Annotated in this window: 16 protein-coding genes; 8 read left to right on the forward strand and 8 right to left on the reverse strand. The window is 62.6% G+C overall.

Annotation, left to right across the window (positions count from 1 at the left end):
* Nucleotides 1-2 precede the first annotated feature (2 nt).
* Nucleotides 3-1,187: a CmpA/NrtA family ABC transporter substrate-binding protein gene (locus tag LG385_RS05770; protein ID WP_225773125.1), complete on the reverse strand. Its 1,185-nt coding sequence runs from the start codon at nt 1,185-1,187 to the stop codon at nt 3-5.
* Nucleotides 1,188-1,391: 204 nt separating this feature from the next.
* Between LG385_RS05770 and LG385_RS05775 the strand changes: the two genes are divergently transcribed.
* Entirely contained in the window at nt 1,392-2,432 is a 1,041-nt protein-coding gene (locus tag LG385_RS05775; protein WP_181112572.1) for a quinone-dependent dihydroorotate dehydrogenase, read from the forward strand.
* A 101-nt stretch (nt 2,433-2,533) separates the two neighbouring features.
* Here LG385_RS05775 and rmf read toward each other — a convergent pair whose 3' ends face one another.
* Nucleotides 2,534-2,749, reverse strand: a complete 216-nt coding sequence (rmf, locus tag LG385_RS05780) for a ribosome modulation factor (RefSeq protein ID WP_181112570.1) — start codon at nt 2,747-2,749, stop codon at nt 2,534-2,536.
* Between the two features lie 518 nt (nt 2,750-3,267).
* Here rmf and rlmKL point away from each other — a divergent pair.
* Together rlmKL and LG385_RS05790 are read left to right on the forward strand one after the other, a co-directional pair.
* On the forward strand, nt 3,268-5,472 hold the full coding sequence (gene rlmKL, locus LG385_RS05785) for a bifunctional 23S rRNA (guanine(2069)-N(7))-methyltransferase RlmK/23S rRNA (guanine(2445)-N(2))-methyltransferase RlmL (RefSeq protein WP_225773127.1): 2,205 nt from the start codon (nt 3,268-3,270) through the stop codon (nt 5,470-5,472).
* Nucleotides 5,473-5,594: 122 nt separating this feature from the next.
* Complete coding sequence (locus tag LG385_RS05790) at nt 5,595-7,979, forward strand: diguanylate cyclase (protein WP_225773129.1); 2,385 nt, start codon at nt 5,595-5,597, stop codon at nt 7,977-7,979.
* A gap of 19 nt (nt 7,980-7,998) precedes the next feature.
* Here the strand turns inward: LG385_RS05790 and dacB are convergent, their stop codons facing one another.
* On the reverse strand, nt 7,999-9,450 hold the full coding sequence (gene dacB / locus LG385_RS05795) for a D-alanyl-D-alanine carboxypeptidase/D-alanyl-D-alanine-endopeptidase (RefSeq protein WP_225773132.1): 1,452 nt from the start codon (nt 9,448-9,450) through the stop codon (nt 7,999-8,001).
* 210 nt (nt 9,451-9,660) lie between these two features.
* On the opposite strand from dacB, the gene LG385_RS05800 reads away from it, so the two are divergent.
* Complete coding sequence (locus tag LG385_RS05800; protein ID WP_181112562.1) at nt 9,661-10,005, forward strand: YggL family protein; 345 nt, start codon at nt 9,661-9,663, stop codon at nt 10,003-10,005.
* 57 nt (nt 10,006-10,062) lie between these two features.
* Here LG385_RS05800 and LG385_RS05805 read toward each other — a convergent pair whose 3' ends face one another.
* From LG385_RS05805 to LG385_RS05825, 5 genes are all read right to left on the reverse strand, one after another.
* Entirely contained in the window at nt 10,063-10,686 is a 624-nt protein-coding gene (locus LG385_RS05805; protein WP_225773134.1) for a response regulator transcription factor, read from the reverse strand.
* A 105-nt stretch (nt 10,687-10,791) separates the two neighbouring features.
* Entirely contained in the window at nt 10,792-12,123 is a 1,332-nt protein-coding gene (locus tag LG385_RS05810; protein ID WP_225773136.1) for a deoxyguanosinetriphosphate triphosphohydrolase, read from the reverse strand.
* Between the two features lie 72 nt (nt 12,124-12,195).
* Complete coding sequence (locus LG385_RS05815) at nt 12,196-12,531, reverse strand: hypothetical protein (protein ID WP_181112556.1); 336 nt, start codon at nt 12,529-12,531, stop codon at nt 12,196-12,198.
* On the reverse strand, nt 12,528-12,932 hold the full coding sequence (locus tag LG385_RS05820) for a phage holin family protein (protein ID WP_225773138.1): 405 nt from the start codon (nt 12,930-12,932) through the stop codon (nt 12,528-12,530). Before LG385_RS05820 ends, LG385_RS05815 begins: the two co-directional genes overlap by 4 nt.
* A gap of 1 nt (nt 12,933) precedes the next feature.
* Nucleotides 12,934-13,248 (reverse strand): DUF883 family protein, encoded by a 315-nt coding sequence (locus LG385_RS05825; RefSeq protein WP_181112552.1) that lies wholly within the window; start codon nt 13,246-13,248, stop codon nt 12,934-12,936.
* Nucleotides 13,249-13,563: 315 nt separating this feature from the next.
* Here LG385_RS05825 and LG385_RS05830 point away from each other — a divergent pair, with 315 nt between their 5' ends.
* The 4 genes from LG385_RS05830 to LG385_RS05845 all read left to right on the forward strand — a co-directional run bounded on the left by LG385_RS05830 (nt 13,564) and on the right by LG385_RS05845 (nt 16,531).
* Nucleotides 13,564-14,772, forward strand: coding sequence for an ammonium transporter (locus LG385_RS05830; RefSeq protein ID WP_225773140.1), 1,209 nt, complete (start codon nt 13,564-13,566; stop codon nt 14,770-14,772).
* 67 nt (nt 14,773-14,839) lie between these two features.
* On the forward strand, nt 14,840-15,076 hold the full coding sequence (locus LG385_RS05835; RefSeq protein ID WP_225773142.1) for a glutaredoxin family protein: 237 nt from the start codon (nt 14,840-14,842) through the stop codon (nt 15,074-15,076).
* Between the two features lie 159 nt (nt 15,077-15,235).
* A complete protein-coding gene (locus LG385_RS05840; RefSeq protein WP_225773144.1) occupies nt 15,236-15,562 on the forward strand; it encodes a transcriptional regulator in 327 nt (108 codons plus the stop codon).
* A 51-nt stretch (nt 15,563-15,613) separates the two neighbouring features.
* Entirely contained in the window at nt 15,614-16,531 is a 918-nt protein-coding gene (locus tag LG385_RS05845; protein ID WP_225773146.1) for a pseudouridine synthase, read from the forward strand.
* Nucleotides 16,532-16,557 lie beyond the last annotated feature (26 nt).

A 16,557-nucleotide genomic window follows, 5' to 3' on the forward strand; every position in this document is an offset into this window, starting at 1 on the left:
GATCACTCCTGAGCCACATGGCTGATGATGAATGCCTTGGCATACCCCTCGGGGTCGCTGCCGTCCCATCGGCTACCGTCGGTGAACAGGCTGCTGCGGCAATCGGCGGGATCCGCCGCGATACCTGCTGCAAGCGCCGCTTGGCGATATATGGCCAGTTGCTGAACGCCTTCGGCCACGGCGTGATAGTCCGGCGCTTCACGCAGCAGCCCCCAGCGACGGAACTGCGTCATGAACCACATCCCGTCGGACAGATAAGGCAGGTTGACCTGCCCTTTGTCGAAAAAGCGCACCGGATGCGCATCGAGCCACGCATGGCCAAGGCCATCTTCGTAGCGCCCTTCCAGGCGGGGCAAAATGCGCCCGGGCGGGGCATCCAGGTACTCCCGAGCACTGAGCAGGTGCGCCGTGGCCTCCAGGTTCTGCTCGACGAACCGGCTGGCTTCGAGCACCGCCATGATCAGCATGCGTGCGGTATTGGGGTAGGTGGCTACAAAATCGCGGGTGCAGGCCAGTACTTTTTCCGGATGGTCCGGCCAGATCGCCTGGCTGGTACTCAGGGTCGCCGCCAGGTGCTGGTCCACCGCTTCAGCAGCCCAAGGCTCGCCCACGCAGAAGCCGTCGATCCGCCCGGCTCGCAGGTGGTCAAGCATCAGCGGTGGCGGTACCACCACGCTGTCCACTTGGCTCAGAGGGTCGATGCCTTGGCTGGCCAGCCAGTAATTGAGCCACATGGCATGGGTGCCGGTAGGGAAAGTCTGGGCAAAGGTGAGCCGGCGCCCTCCATGCTGAATGTGCTCGGCAACGCGCCGTGCGCTGTTCACCCCCTCGCCAGCCAGCGAGGCGGAAAGGCTGAGGCTCTGCCCGTTGCGGTTCAGGCCCATCAATACCGCCATGTCCCGCTGGGCGCCACCGCTGATGCCCAGTTGCACGGCATACACCAGCCCATAAAGAGCGTGCGCGACGTCCAGCTCGCCGCTGGCCAGCTTGTCTTGCAGGCCAGCCCAGGAATGCTGGCGCCGCAGGTTGATGCTCAGCCCATAGGGTTGGGCGAAGCCCTGGGTCGCCGCCACCACCACCGAAGCGCAATCGGTGAGGGCCATGTAGCCCAGCTCGATACTGGACTTTTCCGGGCCGTCGCTGCCAGCCACCCAGGCCGTACGTGGGTCTATCGTGTTCGCGGTCATGAATCAGCCTTCTGCAAGCACAACGGCGCCGGGCCGCCTTCCAGGATGAAAGCCAGCCGCGACGCCGTTGTCGTTGATACCGTGTGGGGAGCCTCCATGGCTCCATGCGCAGGGAGCGCAGCAATCGCTATGCCAGTGCCGACAAAACCGGCCAAGGCCTATATACTGCCGGCTGTTTTTCGACCCATGCCGAGCAAGCCGACCATGTACGACCTGGCCCGCCAGATCCTGTTCAAACTGTCCGCGGAAACCTCCCACGACCTTTCCCTGGACCTTATCGGCGCCGGCGGGCGGCTGGGGCTCAACCGGTTGCTGGCCAAGCCGCCCGCGCGCTTGCCCACCACGGTAATGGGGTTGCATTTCCCCAACCCGGTCGGCCTCGCGGCGGGCCTGGACAAGAACGGCGCGGCCATCGACGGCTTCGCGCAACTGGGCTTCGGTTTCGTTGAAATCGGCACGGTCACCCCGCGCCCACAGCCAGGCAACCCGAAACCCCGGTTGTTCCGCCTGCCTGAGGCCACCGCCATCATCAACCGCATGGGGTTCAACAACCTTGGTGTGGATAACCTGATCGCGCGGGTGAAAGCCGCCCGTTACGAAGGCGTGCTGGGGATCAACATCGGGAAGAATTTCGACACGCCCGTGGAGCGCGCCCAGGACGACTACCTTTTGTGCCTGGACAAGGTACACGAGCACGCCAGCTACGTGACGGTGAACGTCAGCTCGCCGAACACCCCGGGGCTGCGCAGCCTGCAATTCGGCGATTCGCTCAAGGCACTGCTCGAAGCACTGGCCACACGCCGTGAAGCCCTTGCCCTGGCCAGCGGCCGCCGGGTTCCGCTGGCCATCAAGATTGCCCCGGACATGACCGACGAAGAAACCGCCCAGGTGGCCGCCGCACTACTCGCGACCGGCATGGATGCGGTGATCGCGACCAATACCACGCTGTCGCGTGAAGGGGTGCAAGGCCTGCCCCATGGCGACGAAGCGGGAGGGCTTTCGGGCGCTCCGGTGCGGGAAAAGAGTACTCACACGGTTCGAGTGCTGGCGGGGGAGCTCAAGGGGGCTATCCCGATCATCGCCGCGGGGGGCATTACCGAAGGGGCGCATGCTGCAGAGAAGATCGAAGCCGGCGCGAGCCTGGTGCAGGTGTACTCAGGCTTCATTTATCGTGGCCCGGCATTGATTCGCGAGTCTGTGGATGCCATTGCCGCATTGCCCGGCATGATGCGCCCGGCGGTCTGAAGCGGGGGGCCGCTACGGCGCCCCCGTTGAATGGCCGGGCTACCTGAGTAGCCCGTGCCGCCGCCCGATCAGGCGGCATGAAGGAGAAAGCCTGTCGGGTGTCAGCCGACCGCGTGAAGTTCGTTGAGCCTATGGAGGCCGGCCGTACCGGTCATGCCATCCCAGTTGTCGCCGCGCCCTTCTCGCCAGCCGTTGATCCATGACTGGCGAACCGATGGTAGGGTGAAGGGACACAATTCCCGGGATTTGCCACTGATGCCGTGCTGATAGCCGCGAAGAAATGCTCGTTCCAACGGATCACGCTTGAGTCTTCTCATAGGGTGTAGCCCTCGTTTGTTGACTTATGTCCCGTCGGCCACTGCTGGGCCGGGCAGTAATCGACTGCCGGTGATAAGGGCCTGCTGCCGGCGTGGCAGGCCATGAAAGGCCACACCGTTGCAGCGTGGCCTGGGGTCAGTTCTAAACAACCTTGGCGGCCGAGGGAATGAACGATTTGTAATAAGACGTTCATGTTTAGCGCATCCAGCCATAAGCACAGGCTGGGTGACAATCATGATTAGAGAGGTAAGGCCCTGATTTAAACCGATTCAGCCTGTGTGTTGTTATCGGTCAGCGCTTCGAAATAAATGTTTCATCTAGTGCAATGCGGGCGACGAGAGGTCGCCTGACAGTGTGCCTGAAGGAGTTTTCGAACTGCCTGAACGTCTAATCCTTTTTTACGCAAGGGGCGTTCGAGGCGGGAGGCACGGGGTGTGCCAAAGCGGCGCTGGCTGAAACAGCGCTCGATCAACCAGCCGAGGGATGCGTTCCCCGGCTAATACACAGGCGTTATCGAATGTCCGATGTTTTTGAGCTGTACCTTACCTGCCCCAAAGGCCTGGAAGGCTTGCTTGCCACTGAAGCCGCCGACCTGGGGCTGGCCGAAGTGCGCGAACACACGGCGGCCGTACGCGGCCAGGCCACGATGGAAACCGCCTACCGGCTGTGCCTCTGGTCCCGCCTGGCGAACCGGGTGCTGCTGGTGCTCAAGCGGTTTTCCATGAGCAATGCCGACGATCTGTACTACGGCGTGCGTGAGGTAGAGTGGGCCGAGCACCTGGATCCGGCGGGCACGCTCGCCGTTGAATTCAGCGGGCATGGCTCGGGAATCGACAACACCCATTTCGGTGCGCTCAAGGTCAAGGATGCAATCGTTGACAGCCTGCGCGGGCCGGACGGCCAGCGGCCGGGTATCGACAAACTCAACCCGGACCTGCGTATTCACCTGCGCCTCGACCGTGGCGAAGCCATTCTATCCCTGGACCTGTCCGGGCATAGCCTGCACCAGCGGGGCTATCGCCTGCAGCAGGGCGCGGCGCCACTCAAGGAAAACCTCGCCGCCGCCATTCTGGTACGTGCGGGCTGGCCGCGCATCGCCGCTGAAGGCGGGGCATTGGCCGACCCGATGTGCGGTGTGGGCACTTTCCTGGTGGAAGCCGCGATGATGGCCGCTGACCTTGCACCCAACCTGCGCCGTGAGCGCTGGGGCTTCAGCGGTTGGCTGGGCCATGTGCCTGCGGTATGGCGCAAGGTGCATGACGAAGCGAGCGAGCGCGCCCGTGAAGGCTTGGCACGCAAGCCGGCGTGGATACGGGGCTACGAAGCCGACCCGCGGCTGATTCAGCCGGCCCGAAACAACATCGAGCGCGCCGGGCTGAGCGAGTGGGTGAAGATCTACCAGGGTGAACTGGCGACTTTCGAACCCCGGCCAGATCAGAATCAGAAAGGCCTGGTGGTCTGCAACCCTCCCTATGGCGAGCGCCTGGGCGACGAGGCCAGCCTGGTGTACCTGTATCAGCATCTGGGTGAACGCTTGCGGCAAGCGTGCCTCAACTGGCAGGCAGCAATCTTTACCGCCGCGCCGGACCTGGGCAAGCGCATGGGGATTCGCAGCCACAAGCAATATGCCTTCTGGAACGGCGCGCTGCCGTGCAAGCTGTTGTTGCTCGACGTGCTCCCCCAGCAATTCGTGACCGGTGAACGTCGCGCGGCCACGGGCCCGGCCAGCGAAGCCGAAACGGCGCCAGTGCCTGCTGCCTCGCCAGTGGCCGCCCCGGCCCGCCTCAGCGAAGGCGCGCAGATGTTTGCCAATCGCCTGCAGAAAAACCTCAAGCAGCTGGGCAAGTGGGCGCGTCGCGAGCAGGTGGAATGCTACCGGGTGTATGACGCGGACATGCCGGAGTACGCCTTCGCCATCGACCTCTACCAGGGCTGGGTGCATGTGCAGGAATATGCCGCGCCCAAGTCCATCGACCCTCAAAAGGCGCAGACCCGCCTGTTCGATGCCTTGGCGGCGATTCCTGTCGCGCTGGATGTCGACCCGCAGAAAGTCGTGCTCAAACGCCGTGAACGTCAGAGCGGTACCCGCCAATATGAACGGCAGGCCACGCAAGGCACGTTCATGGAAGTCACCGAGGCCGGTGCCCGGCTGCTGGTGAACCTCACGGACTACCTTGATACGGGGCTGTTTCTCGACCATCGGCCGATGCGCTTGCGCATTCAACGGGAAGTCAGCGGCAAGCGGTTCCTGAATCTGTTCTGCTACACCGGCGCGGCGACCGTACATGCGGCCAAGGGTGGCGCACGGGCTACCACCAGTGTGGACCTGTCCCGTACCTACCTGGACTGGGCACGCCGGAACCTGGCGCTGAACGGGTTTTCCGAGCGGCATCAGCTGGTGCAAAGCGATGTGATGGCCTGGCTGGAGGAAAGCCGCGAGGAGTACGAGCTGATCTTCATCGACCCGCCGACGTTCTCCAATTCCAAACGAATGGAAGGGGTGTTCGACGTGCAGCGTGATCATGTGCGGCTGCTGGACCTTGCGATGGCGCGGCTGGCCAAGGGGGGCGTGCTGTACTTCTCCAACAACTTCCGCCGCTTTGCGTTGGATGAAAGCGTGGCAGCGCGTTACAACGTGGAGGAAATCAGCCGTGACACCATCGATCCCGACTTCGCTCGCAATGAGCGTATCCACCGGGCGTGGCGCATCCAGGCCCGGTAACCGCCCACCTTCTATCTGATAGCGACAGCGGCTTGCACTGGCTACTAGGCAAACTAGTGGCCAGTGGCTATAAGTCTCTCGGGCCTTTCGATCGGGCCCACCGGCTTTCAGAGTAAATGGTTATGTTCCCCCGCACCCACCGGCCCAAGATCCTCGGCTTCATCGACGAAAGTGCGTCTGCCTGGCGCGTGACGCTCCTCGGGCTCGCGTTCGGCCTTGGAATGACAGCAGCGCTGGCGATTACTGCAGATCTGTTCGCGCGCCAGCAGGTGCGCCAACGCTTCGAACTGCTGGCCAGCGAACGTACCGCGCGCATCGAGGAGCGCCTGCTGGACCAGGCGCAGCGCCTGGACAGCCTGCGCCGGTTCATTACGTGGTCGGATCAGCCCACGGAAGCGGCTTTTGAAGGGTTCTCCACACCGCTACTGGCGCGTACCCGGGCTTTCTCCTGGATGCCTCGGGTGAGCGACGTACAGCGCAGCGAGTTCGAAGCCCGGGCGGGCTTCCCTATCCGCGCCGTGAGCGGGAATGCGGAGCTGGTGATATCGCCGCCGGCAACGGTCTACTTTCCCATCGCCTACAGCGCCTTCGTCGGCGCCGGGGCGACACCTTACGGGCTAGACCTGGCTTCCGACGCTGTGCGCCGGACCACGCTCGAAAAAGCCTCGGCCGCCCGCGGCCTTGCGGTGTCCCCGCCACTGGACCTGATTGCCATCGACCCGCCCTATAACCGGGGCGTGCTCATTGTCGCGCCGGTGTACCAGCTGCCGCTGCCCTCCATGGCGGAAGGGGACAGCCGCTTGCGGGGGTATGTGAGCGCCATCATCAGCCTGCATGAGCTGTTGGGTGATGGGGTGCCGGCGCCCGGGGAAGACAACCTGTTCGTGCGCATCCTTGACCTTTCCAGCCCTGACCAGCATGAGGTGCTGTACACCTCGCAGGGCGTGGCCGGAGACGAATCCGTAGCCATCAGCCGGCTGCTGCACCTGGCGGACCGCAGCTACCGGATTGAGCTCAAGCCCAGCCGGCTATTTGTAGCTGGAAATGGTTCGCTGGTTGGTGTAGTGATTGCGGTCCTGGGCACACTGCTCACATTGTTGTTTTGCGGGTTGCTCTACAGCCTGGTGACCCAGCGCCAGCGCGCCCTTCAGTTGGTACGGCAGCGCACCGCCGAGCTGAGCCTGAGTGAGCAGCGTTTGCGCCACACCCATGGCCAGCTGCGCAATGTGCTGGATGCTGCGACCGAAGTGGCGATCATCGCCACCGACCTCGTGGGCATGATCACCACTTTCAACGCCGGTGCCGAGCGCATGCTGGGCTACAGCCAGGCGCAGGTGATCGGTCGGCTGCGGCTGGGCGACCTGCATGTGCATGCCGAACTGAAAGCGCGGGCAGCCCAGCTTCAAGAACGCCTGGGCCGACCGGTATCCACTGTGCAGACCATGCTCGGAGACGGCGAAGCGCAGCATGCGCCTGAGGCGCACCACTGGACCCTCGTGCGCCGGGACGGTTCGCGGCTCACTGTGAACATGCTGGTCACCGCAGTGCGCGATGAAGCTGCCGAGCCTATCGGCTACCTTGCGGTGTGCATCGATATCACCGAAAGCCTGCGCACCCTGGATGCGTTGGCGGCGCGAGATCGCCAACTGGAGCGGCTGAGCGCGGAAGTGCCGGGTGGTATCTACCAGTTCCGCCTGCGGCCCGATGGCTCGTCTTCGTTCGATTACGCCAGCCGTGGATTGTGGGAGATCTACGAGATCGACCTGCAGACCCTGGCTCGAGACGGTTCTTACGTATTCGAGCGGATTCACCCCGACGACCTGGCGGGCGTTCGGGCTTCGATCGAGGCCTCCGCGCAACAGCTGACTCGCTGGCAGGCCGAATACCGCGTATGCCTGCCGGAGCGGGGAGAGCGTTGGGTGCGGGGCGAGGCCACCCCCGAGCCATTACCTGACGGCAGTATCCTGTGGCACGGCTACCTGTCGGACATCAGCGACCTCAAGCGCGTAGAGCACGAACTGCGTACGCTGTCGGTAACCGACTCGTTGACCGGGATCTACAACCGGCGCTACTTCCAGCAGCGGCTGGGGGCCGAGCTGGAGCGGGCCCGCCGCGCCCATTCGAGCCTTGCGGTAGTGATGTTCGACATCGACCATTTCAAGCGGATCAATGACCGATACGGCCACCTTGCCGGAGACCGGGTGCTACAGGCTCTCTGCAAGGCGTTCAGCCAACGGCTGCGGCGGCATGATGTGTTCTGCCGCTTGGGCGGCGAAGAATTTGTAGTGCTCTGCCCTGGCAGTGATGCTACCCAGGCCCGGCAGCTAGCTACCGAGCTATGGCAGGCCTTGCGTACCAGCGCCTTGGAAGACGTGGGCCATGTGACCGCCAGCTTCGGGGTCGCAGGCTGGCAGCAAAATGAAACTGGCGAGGCCCTGATGGCCCGCGCCGATGCCGCGGTGTACCTGGCCAAGCAACGTGGGCGAGACCAGGTAGTGGAAGGCTGAGGCTGCTGCAGCGGAGCGGTCAGGGGAGGGCAGCGGTGCTCGCGGTGCGCGGCTGGTTGTAAAGGTCCAGCAGTACCTGGTCGAGTACCGATCGCGCGCCCCATGGTTTGGGATCGTTGAGGATGGCCACCACCGCCCAGGTGTTGCCGTTCACGTCACGGCTGAAGCCGGCGATGGCCCGCACGGTATTAAGGGTGCCGGTCTTGATGTGGCCTTCCCCCGCCATCGAGGTGCGCTTGAGGCGCTTGCGCATGGTGCCGTCCATGCCCACCAGCGGCATCGAGCTCATGAACTCAGCCGAATAGGGGCTGCGCCAGGCCGCTTGCAGCAAGGTAGCCATCTCCCGGGCGCTCACACGCTCGTCACGGGACAAGCCGCTGCCGTTTTCCATTACCAGATGCGGCGCGGTGATGCCCTTCTTGGCCAGCCATTGGCGAATCATGCGCTGCGCGGCCTTGGCATCATCGAGGTCCGCATCGGTACGGAATTGCGCGCCGATGGTCAGGAACAGCTGCTGGGCCATGGTGTTGTTGCTGTACTTGTTGATGTCGCGGATGACCTCGGCCAGGTCGGGCGAGAACGCCCGGGCCAGCAACCGCGCGTTGTTCGGTACCACGCCGTCACGATCGGCACCGCTGATGCTGCCGCCCAGCTCGGACCAGATCGCACGGATTGCCCCGGCGGAATAAGCGAAGTGATCCAGCAGCGAGAGGTAGGTCTGGGAGCTGCAGCCCTGTGCAAGCTGGCCGCTGACCACCACGCTGATGCCGTCAGGCTGCGGCACCGGGTTGTAGCGGACTTCGCCCGTACACTTGCTGCCCGCAATCGGCTTCACCTGGTTATCCAGACGAATCGTGCCGATAGGCGGCTCCACCGCCACGCTGACCTTTCCCGAATCGTTGCGGGCCACGAATCGCAAGGCCTTCAGGTTGATCATGAGCGCGTCCGGGCGCACCAGGAAAGGTGCGTTTTCGTCGTTGCCGTCATCGTTGAACACAGGCAGCTGCGGTTGTTTGAAGAAGCTGCGGTCCAGCACCAGATCACCAGTGACCTGCTGCACACCATTGGCCCGCAGGTCACGCATCAGCAGCCATAGCTTTTCCATGTTCAGCTTCGGATCGCCGCCGCCTTTCACATAGAGGTTGCCGTGGAGCACGCCGTTGCTGAGCGTACCGTCGGTATAGAACTCGGTTTTCCACTGGAACGTAGGGCCCAGCAGCTCCAGCGCGGCGAAGGTGGTGACCAGCTTCATGGTGGACGCGGGATTGACCGAAACGTCGGCATTGAACAGCGTGGTTGAGCCCGGGCCACTGAGCGGCACCAGTGCAAGGGAAAGAGCGTTATCGTTCAGTTTGCTTGCTTTGAGCGCTTGTTCCACTTTGGGCGTAAGGCTGGCCGGGGCGGCCTGGAGCGGGGGGGCAATTGAGAGTAGCAAGCCGGCGACGAAGAACGGGCGCAAGGTTTTGATCATGAAGATAGAGCTCTGCAAGGCGGCGAAAAGTAAGGAGCATGAAAAGGTGAAGGCTCCCGCCAACGATGCGCATTATGCCTGAAGCGCCAGCCAGCTGAGTGCCGCCCGGAACCGCCTGTGGGAAAAATCTACCGATGGGGTGACGGTGAACAGTAATTGTCACGCTGAAATGGTAAAGTGCCGCGCTTGAAACTCATGAGGATTTACCCGATGGCTACAAACCGCTCCCGCCGCCTGCGCAAAAAACTGTGCGTGGACGAATTCCAGGAACTGGGCTTCGAACTGAACCTGGAGTTCAAGGAAAGCCTGAGCGAAGCCGAGATCGACGCCTTCCTCGAAGCGTTCCTGAAGGACGCGATGAAGGCCAACGGCGTCGACTATGTTGGCGGCGATGATTTCGGGCTGGTATGCCTGGCCAAGCGCGGTTCGGTCAGCGAAGAACAGCGCGCCGCCGTGGAAGCCTGGCTCAAGGGCCGCAGCGAACTGACCAACGTTGAAGTCAGCCCGCTGCTGGACGTGTGGTACCCGGAAAAGCCGGTCAACCCCGCAGCCTGATAGTGCCTGCTCCCGAGCCGCAATGGCTCGGGACATGCAGGCCGGTGTGAACAGTGCTTACACCACTGCATTACGCTTGGCGATGTCCAGCAACTCCACCAGCGATCCCGCCTTCAGCTTGTTCATCAAGCGTTTCTTGTACGTACTTACTGTTTTGTTACTGAGGAACATGCCATCGGCAATTTCCCGGTTGGTCCGTCCCTGTGCGAACAATTGCAGCACCATCAATTCTCGATCGTTCACGTGCTGGAGCATCTTTAGTTCCGCGTTGCGTTGAGGGTCGTCAATGCAGTCCAGTGCCTGGCTGGGGAAATAGTTATAGCCTGCGAACACCGCTCGCACGGCGCTGAGCAATTCAGTGAGCTCTTCCACTTTGCAGACGTAACCCGCGGCGCCCAGTTGCATGCAGCGTATGGCGAACAGTTGCGCCGATTGCGCGGTGAGCACCAATACTCGGGAGGGCATGCCCATGGCTTGAAAACGGCCAAGCACCTCCAACCCGTCGAGCTTGGGCAGGCTGATGTCCAGGATGGTGAGGTCCGGTTGGTATTCGCGGACCATGCGCATGCCATCCACGCCGTTATCCGCCTCGCCTACAACCGTATAGCCTTCATTTTCCAGCACCATCCGCACCGCCAGGCGAATGACCGGGTGATCTTCAATGATAAGTACCGAGCCCATTACCGCATCCTTGTTGCAATCAGGTGCGCGACCTTAGCTCAGTTGGGGTGCAGCCAGTGGACCCGCCCGGCTTTATCGGAGTTTTCCCCGAGCTGGGCGCGCAGGTCAGACGGGTATTGCTCGCCCGGTCATTTCGCTGGCCATTTCACTTGCATAGCTGTCCGTCATGCCCGCAATGAAGTCAATCATGCGCAGGAACGCAGCATGCAGCGGCCAGGAGGGTTCAGGCGCGTTACTGCCCATCAGGTCCAGAATCCTCCGGTTCTTGAATGACAGCCGGCGGCCCCCGTGCTGCTCGAGGGCCGCTCCGCAGAAGGCGTTCAACAGCACCTCCAGCGTGGTATAGGCGCCGATTTCATGCAGCGTCTTGCGCTTGTCCTGGAAGATCTTTTCCCGAGCCATGTCCTTGGCGCCTAGCACACAGCCCTTGGCAGGACCGTCCATGTGTTCCACCAGGTCCCCGCTCAAGGTGCCAGCGAGCAATGCAGGCTGCTGTTCCACGAATGCCCGGGCAGCGGCGTTTGTGAGGTGCTCGATAGCCTTGCCGCGAAGTATCGCGAGCTTGCGCCGCTGCGAGTCACGGGGGCCAAGCTGGCGGTAGGTTTCCGGCAGGTCGTCACCCACCAGGCCCAGTAATAACGCTTCCACTTCGGCATAGGTGAGCAGGCCCATCTCCAGCCCGTCTTCGAGGTCGATCAAGGCATAACAGATGTCGTCCGCGGCTTCCATCAGGTACACCAGCGGATGCCGTGCCCAGCGCTGGGGTTCAAGCAGCGGCAACCCCAGGCGCCCGGCAATCTGCTCCAGGATTGGCAATTCGCTCTGGTAGCAGCCGAACTTGTGCTTCTTGTACCCCAGCGAGTCGGCATGTCGCGCGGCCCACGGGTATTTGAGATAGGTGCCCAGCGTGGCGTAGGTCAGGCGCATACCACCTTCGAACTGGTGGTACTCCAGCTGGGTGAGCACGCGCAGGCCTTGGGCGTTGCCTTCGAAATTGAGAAAGTCCAGCCGTTCGCCGTCGCTCATGCTGTCGAGCCAGCCGCGCCCGGCCGCCTGCTGGAACCAGTAGCGAATGGCGTCTTCGCCAGAGTGGCCAAACGGCGGGTTGCCGATGTCATGGGCCAGGCACGCCGACTGCACAACCATGCCCAGATCCGCAGCGTCGCACCAGTCCGGTAACTCGTCACGCAGGGTTTCACCCACCCGCATGCCGAGGGAGCGGCCTACGCAACTCACTTCCAGGGAATGAGTGAGCCGGGTGTGAATATGGTCATTGCTGGAGACAGGGTGCACCTGGGTCTTGCGACCCAGGCGGCGAAAGGCACCGGAAAAGATGATCCGGTCATGGTCCTTGTGAAACGGGCTGCGGCCCAGCTCTTCCACGCTATGCACGGGTTTACCGAGCCGCTCGCGGGTAAGCAGTGTTTGCCAATCCAAGGCGCTTCTCCGTCGTTGGTCAGCCTGTAGCTTCCCGCCATTGCGCTGTGGTGGCAACCACCGATGCCGCGCTCAACGTTTGCTGGCCCCTTGCAACAGCTTGATCAACGGCACCAGGCTGACTGCAAGCTTGGCCAGCCGGGCGGCCGCGCCGATGCCACCCTTGCGCGCGCCCTTGCCGGACAGAAAGCCCAGCAGGCTCACCAGGCCTACGCCCCATAGGGGCGCGTGGCGGATGCCCAGGTTTTTGTTCAGCCCCTGGCCCATGTTGCGGAACCGCGACAGTGGATTGACCAACTGGCGTGATTCCTGACGGATCTCCTGGCGGTGCATTTCCATGCGCAGGCGAATCAGCGCCTTGCGCATTTCCCGGCGAGTGGCGCCGTTCGGAACACTGTGTCGGTTCATGGCAACAGGCGCTCCCGATCATTGGCCAGCTCTTCGAGCGTGGCATGGAAGGGTGACGACTCGTCAAAGATTGCGGCCTTGAGGCGCAGCGCGCAGAACAGCCCGGCGAGCAGGTAGAACACGCACAAGCCGATCATCCCGGGGATGCGATAGTTATCCCACAACAGGATAAGGATCAGCCCGGAGAGCGCGACCAGGGCAAGCAATGCAAACACCAGTGCCAGCCCGGCGAACAGCAGGAGGCTCAAGGTGCGTGCCTTCTGTTCCTGCAGTTCGATACCCAGTAGTTCAACGTGGGCGTGCAGCCAGCCCAGCAACGCGCCACCGAGCCGGCGGCCGTGGGAACCGGACGTTTCGCCCACCGGTGGCGGCAAGGAGGTGGATTCGCTGTCCCGGTTCATATCAGCGCCTTGTAGCCAGCAGGCCTACCAGAAAACCAACCCCTGCGGCGATGCCAATGGCGGGCAGTGGATTGGCCTGGACATAGTCCTCCGCGGCCACCAGCGCCGCTGCCCCTTGCTCGCGAAGCTGCGCTTCGGTCTGTTTGAGCGAAACCCGGGCCTTGGCGAGGCTTTCCTTGATCTGCTCGCGCAGCTCCTCGGCTTGTTCGCCAGCCAGGCTGGCCGTGTGCTCCAGCAGCTTTTCGGTATCGCGGATCAGGGTCTGGAAATCAGTACTCAGCACGTCTTGTGCGGTGTTCAAGGTATCGCGAGTCATGGCGTCCTCCTTACGTGGGCTTTGAAGTTCGAGTCCCGTTTCGTCATCAAGGTTCAGCGGGTCGATGGTACATTTTTTGCTGCCCGGCGGTGCGCGGAAGTAACTTCTGCGTCATACGTGTGCAACATCCGCCTGGCGCAAGCGCGGCGGCAAGCGTTGCAAGCGAATGAATTACAGACAGGTCCGGTAATTGGCCTGCACATGCCAGGTTAGCGTGCACAGTGTTGGTGCAAACGTAACGCTAGAGAACCGGAGCAGTGCATGGCGTGAAGGAACCTGTCGAGCAACCGCCCTTTTTTCGAGCCTGCCGTACCTATGGAAAATCTGCAAAGCGCCGTGGACACGCTCGTACACGGTTCAAACACCCTGTTCCTGTTATGTGGGGCCGTGATGGTCCTGGCCATGCATGCAGGCTTCGCCTTTCTGGAGGTGGGCACGGTTCGCCAGAAAAACCAGGTGAACGCTCTGTCGAAAATCCTCAGCGATTTCGCCATCTCGGCCCTCGCGTATTTCTTCATCGGTTACTGGGTGGCGTATGGAGTGAATTTCTTTGCCCCGGCGGCAGTGCTGGCAGCCGACCATGGCTATGCGCTGGTGAAATTTTTCTTTCTGCTGACCTTCGCCGCCGCTATTCCTGCGATCATTTCCGGCGGCATCGCCGAGCGCGCCCGTTTCGTGCCGCAATTGTGCGCCACGCTATTGATCGTAGCGTTCCTTTATCCGTTCTTCGAAGGGCTGGTATGGAATGGCAACCTGGGCTTGCAGGCCTGGCTGCAGGCGCGCTACGGCGCCCCGTTCCACGATTTCGCAGGCTCGGTGGTGGTCCATGCCATGGGTGGCTGGATCGCACTGGCAGCCGTCATTCTGCTCGGCGCGCGGCGCGGCCGCTATCGTGATGGGCGCCTGGTGGCCATGGCCCCGTCCAATATTCCGTTCCTGGCGCTGGGGTCGTGGATTCTCATCGTAGGCTGGTTCGGTTTCAACGTAATGAGCGCACAAACGGTGCAGGGGGCCAGCGGGCTGGTAGCGGTCAACTCGCTGATGGCCATGGTAGGCGGCACGATCGCCGCCTTGCTGGTCGGCCGCAACGACCCCGGTTTCCTCCACAACGGCCCACTCGCCGGGCTGGTGGCGGTGTGTGCCGGCTCCGACCTGATGCACCCCATTGGCGCGCTGGTCACGGGTGCAGTGGCGGGGGCGCTGTTTGTCAGCTGTTTCATCGCCGCGCAAGGCAAGTGGAAAATCGACGACGTGCTTGGCGTGTGGCCGCTGCACGGCGTTTGCGGCGTATGGGGCGGCTTGGCCTGTGGCCTGTTCGCTCAACCTTGGCTGGGCGGGCTCGGCGGCGTATCCATGGCCAGCCAACTGATCGGCAGCGCGCTGGGGGTGAGCCTGGCGCTGGCGGGTGGGGCTGCGGTGTATGGCCTTTTGAAATTTACCGTGGGAATCCGCCTCACCCATGAGCAGGAGTTCGAAGGGGCGGACCTTTCCCTGCATCGCATTGGCGCGGTAAATCTGGACTGAGCTGCCGTGGCTGGGTTGGCGGGGCGGGGCTAGACTTCAAGCTCCGCGCCCAAGGGTCCGCCTCGCCATGTGCCCAGAATGCCAACTGTTCGTTATCCGCAATTGCCCGCGCTGCGCGCTTGCCGAGGCGGCATTGTTGCCCCTGGTGGAGCACGGCCTGTGGGTGGAACTGATCGACCTTGAAGAGGCCGGCGGCGTACCGTCCAGCTATGAAGCGCGCGCACCGCTGCTGAGGCGGGTAGATACCGGCGCGGTGCTGGATTGGCCCTTTAGCCCGGATCAGGTTGTTCACTTCCTGAAATAACACCGCTTGTGCCAATTCGTTCGAAGCCGTTGCACAATGCAGCTCCGAAAGGATTCGCGCCACCGGCGGACGAGCGTTCGTTGCCTTTAGGCTTGCGTGCCAATATGCTGTATAAAAATACAGTGGCACGGCCTGGCGCCGCACACTAAGGAAAGGGACGTGATCAACATTCAACAACTCAAGAGCAGCGTGAATCACATGTCACCGGAAACGGTGTTCGAAGCGGTGCTCGATCTACGCCTCGATGGCCTGGTCATGGAGAGCAAAACGCCCTTTGGCAAGCTGCACTTCAACACCTGTTTTGCCGAAATCGAAGCGCTGTTTCAGCGCGCCGGCTACCACCAGCGGCTAGATGTGATGGGGTTTCAAGGCCAAGCCTATGCGCTGTTCGACCCTGCCCGCTGGGAAGCGGTAGACGTGCTGCGCTGGCTGGAGCGCCATGCCCGGGCATTGGCCGCGGGCCAGAAGCAGAGCGTAGTGCTTTGAAGCCGCGGCCGGGCAGAGGATAATCCCGCCCCCGCCAACCAGGAAACCACCATGCCCGCGCCATCCTTCGTTCCGTCTGCGTCTCAGGCCAGCACCGTAGTGCTGCCGCCGGGGGCCTGGATGACCGTGCTGGACTGCCTTGTCGACCGCTTCCCGGCTATCAGCCGCGCTCAGTGGGAAAATCGATTCGCTCGCGCTCGGGTGCTGGACGAACGCGGGGTGCCACTTACGCCGGAACACCCCTATCGCCGGGGGTTGCGGGTGCATTATTACCGTGAGGTACCCCTGGAGCGCCCCATCCCGGTAAAGGAGCGGATCCTTCACCTGGACGACCACCTGCTGGTCGCGGACAAACCCCACTTCCTGCCAGTAACGCCCGCCGGGGAGTTTGTGGAAGAAACCCTCCTGCGTCGGCTTATCCGCGAAACAGGCAACCCTTATCTGGTGCCGCTGCACCGCATTGACCGGCACACCGCCGGCCTGGTGATGTTTTCCACCAACCCGGACAGTCGAGGGCCTTATCAGCAGCTGTTTCCCACACGCCGCATAGATAAAGCATACGAAGCCATTGCCCCGGCATTGCCCGATATCGCCTTCCCTCACACACGTCATAGCCGGATCGTGCGTGGCGAACCTTTTTTCCGGATGCGTGAAGCCGACGGAGAGCCCAACAGCGAAACACGCCTGGAAGTCATCGACGCAGGCCGTGAGCTGTGGCATTACCGGCTACTTCCAATCACCGGGCGTACCCATCAGTTGCGGGTGCACATGGCCGGGTTGGGGGCCCCTATCTGCAACGACCCCTTCTATCCTGCGGTGGCCCCGGCGGGCGAGCCCGACGATTACAACCGCCCACTGCAGTTGCTGGCACGGTCGCTTGCTTTCGACGATCCCGTCACCGGGGCGCGCCGGGCATTCGAGAGCGCGCTGAGCCTGAGCACGGTATTACCTTCGGGCGCGCTGGCTTAATAATTACTTACAGCTTTTACACACTT

Origin of the sequence: Pseudomonas sp. Marseille-Q5115, assembly GCF_916618905.1 — a bacterium.
In the GTDB taxonomy this organism is placed as follows: Bacteria; Pseudomonadota; Gammaproteobacteria; order Pseudomonadales; family Pseudomonadaceae; genus Aquipseudomonas; species Aquipseudomonas japonica_A.

Excerpts from the sequence above, each read along its gene's own strand:
- LG385_RS05770 (WP_225773125.1), bottom strand. The coding sequence starts at position 1,187 with ATGACCGCGAACACGATAGACCCACGTACGGCCTGGGTGGCTGGCAGC.
- LG385_RS05775 (WP_181112572.1), top strand. The coding sequence starts at position 1,392 with ATGTACGACCTGGCCCGCCAGATCCTGTTCAAACTGTCCGCGGAAACC.
- rmf (WP_181112570.1), bottom strand. The coding sequence starts at position 2,749 with ATGAGAAGACTCAAGCGTGATCCGTTGGAACGAGCATTTCTTCGCGGC.
- rlmKL (WP_225773127.1), top strand. The coding sequence starts at position 3,268 with ATGTCCGATGTTTTTGAGCTGTACCTTACCTGCCCCAAAGGCCTGGAA.
- LG385_RS05790 (WP_225773129.1), top strand. The coding sequence starts at position 5,595 with ATGTTCCCCCGCACCCACCGGCCCAAGATCCTCGGCTTCATCGACGAA.
- dacB (WP_225773132.1), bottom strand. The coding sequence starts at position 9,450 with ATGATCAAAACCTTGCGCCCGTTCTTCGTCGCCGGCTTGCTACTCTCA.
- LG385_RS05800 (WP_181112562.1), top strand. The coding sequence starts at position 9,661 with ATGGCTACAAACCGCTCCCGCCGCCTGCGCAAAAAACTGTGCGTGGAC.
- LG385_RS05805 (WP_225773134.1), bottom strand. The coding sequence starts at position 10,686 with ATGGGCTCGGTACTTATCATTGAAGATCACCCGGTCATTCGCCTGGCG.
- LG385_RS05815 (WP_181112556.1), bottom strand. The coding sequence starts at position 12,531 with ATGAACCGACACAGTGTTCCGAACGGCGCCACTCGCCGGGAAATGCGC.
- LG385_RS05820 (WP_225773138.1), bottom strand. The coding sequence starts at position 12,932 with ATGAACCGGGACAGCGAATCCACCTCCTTGCCGCCACCGGTGGGCGAA.
- LG385_RS05825 (WP_181112552.1), bottom strand. The coding sequence starts at position 13,248 with ATGACTCGCGATACCTTGAACACCGCACAAGACGTGCTGAGTACTGAT.
- LG385_RS05830 (WP_225773140.1), top strand. The coding sequence starts at position 13,564 with ATGGAAAATCTGCAAAGCGCCGTGGACACGCTCGTACACGGTTCAAAC.
- LG385_RS05835 (WP_225773142.1), top strand. The coding sequence starts at position 14,840 with ATGTGCCCAGAATGCCAACTGTTCGTTATCCGCAATTGCCCGCGCTGC.
- LG385_RS05845 (WP_225773146.1), top strand. The coding sequence starts at position 15,614 with ATGCCCGCGCCATCCTTCGTTCCGTCTGCGTCTCAGGCCAGCACCGTA.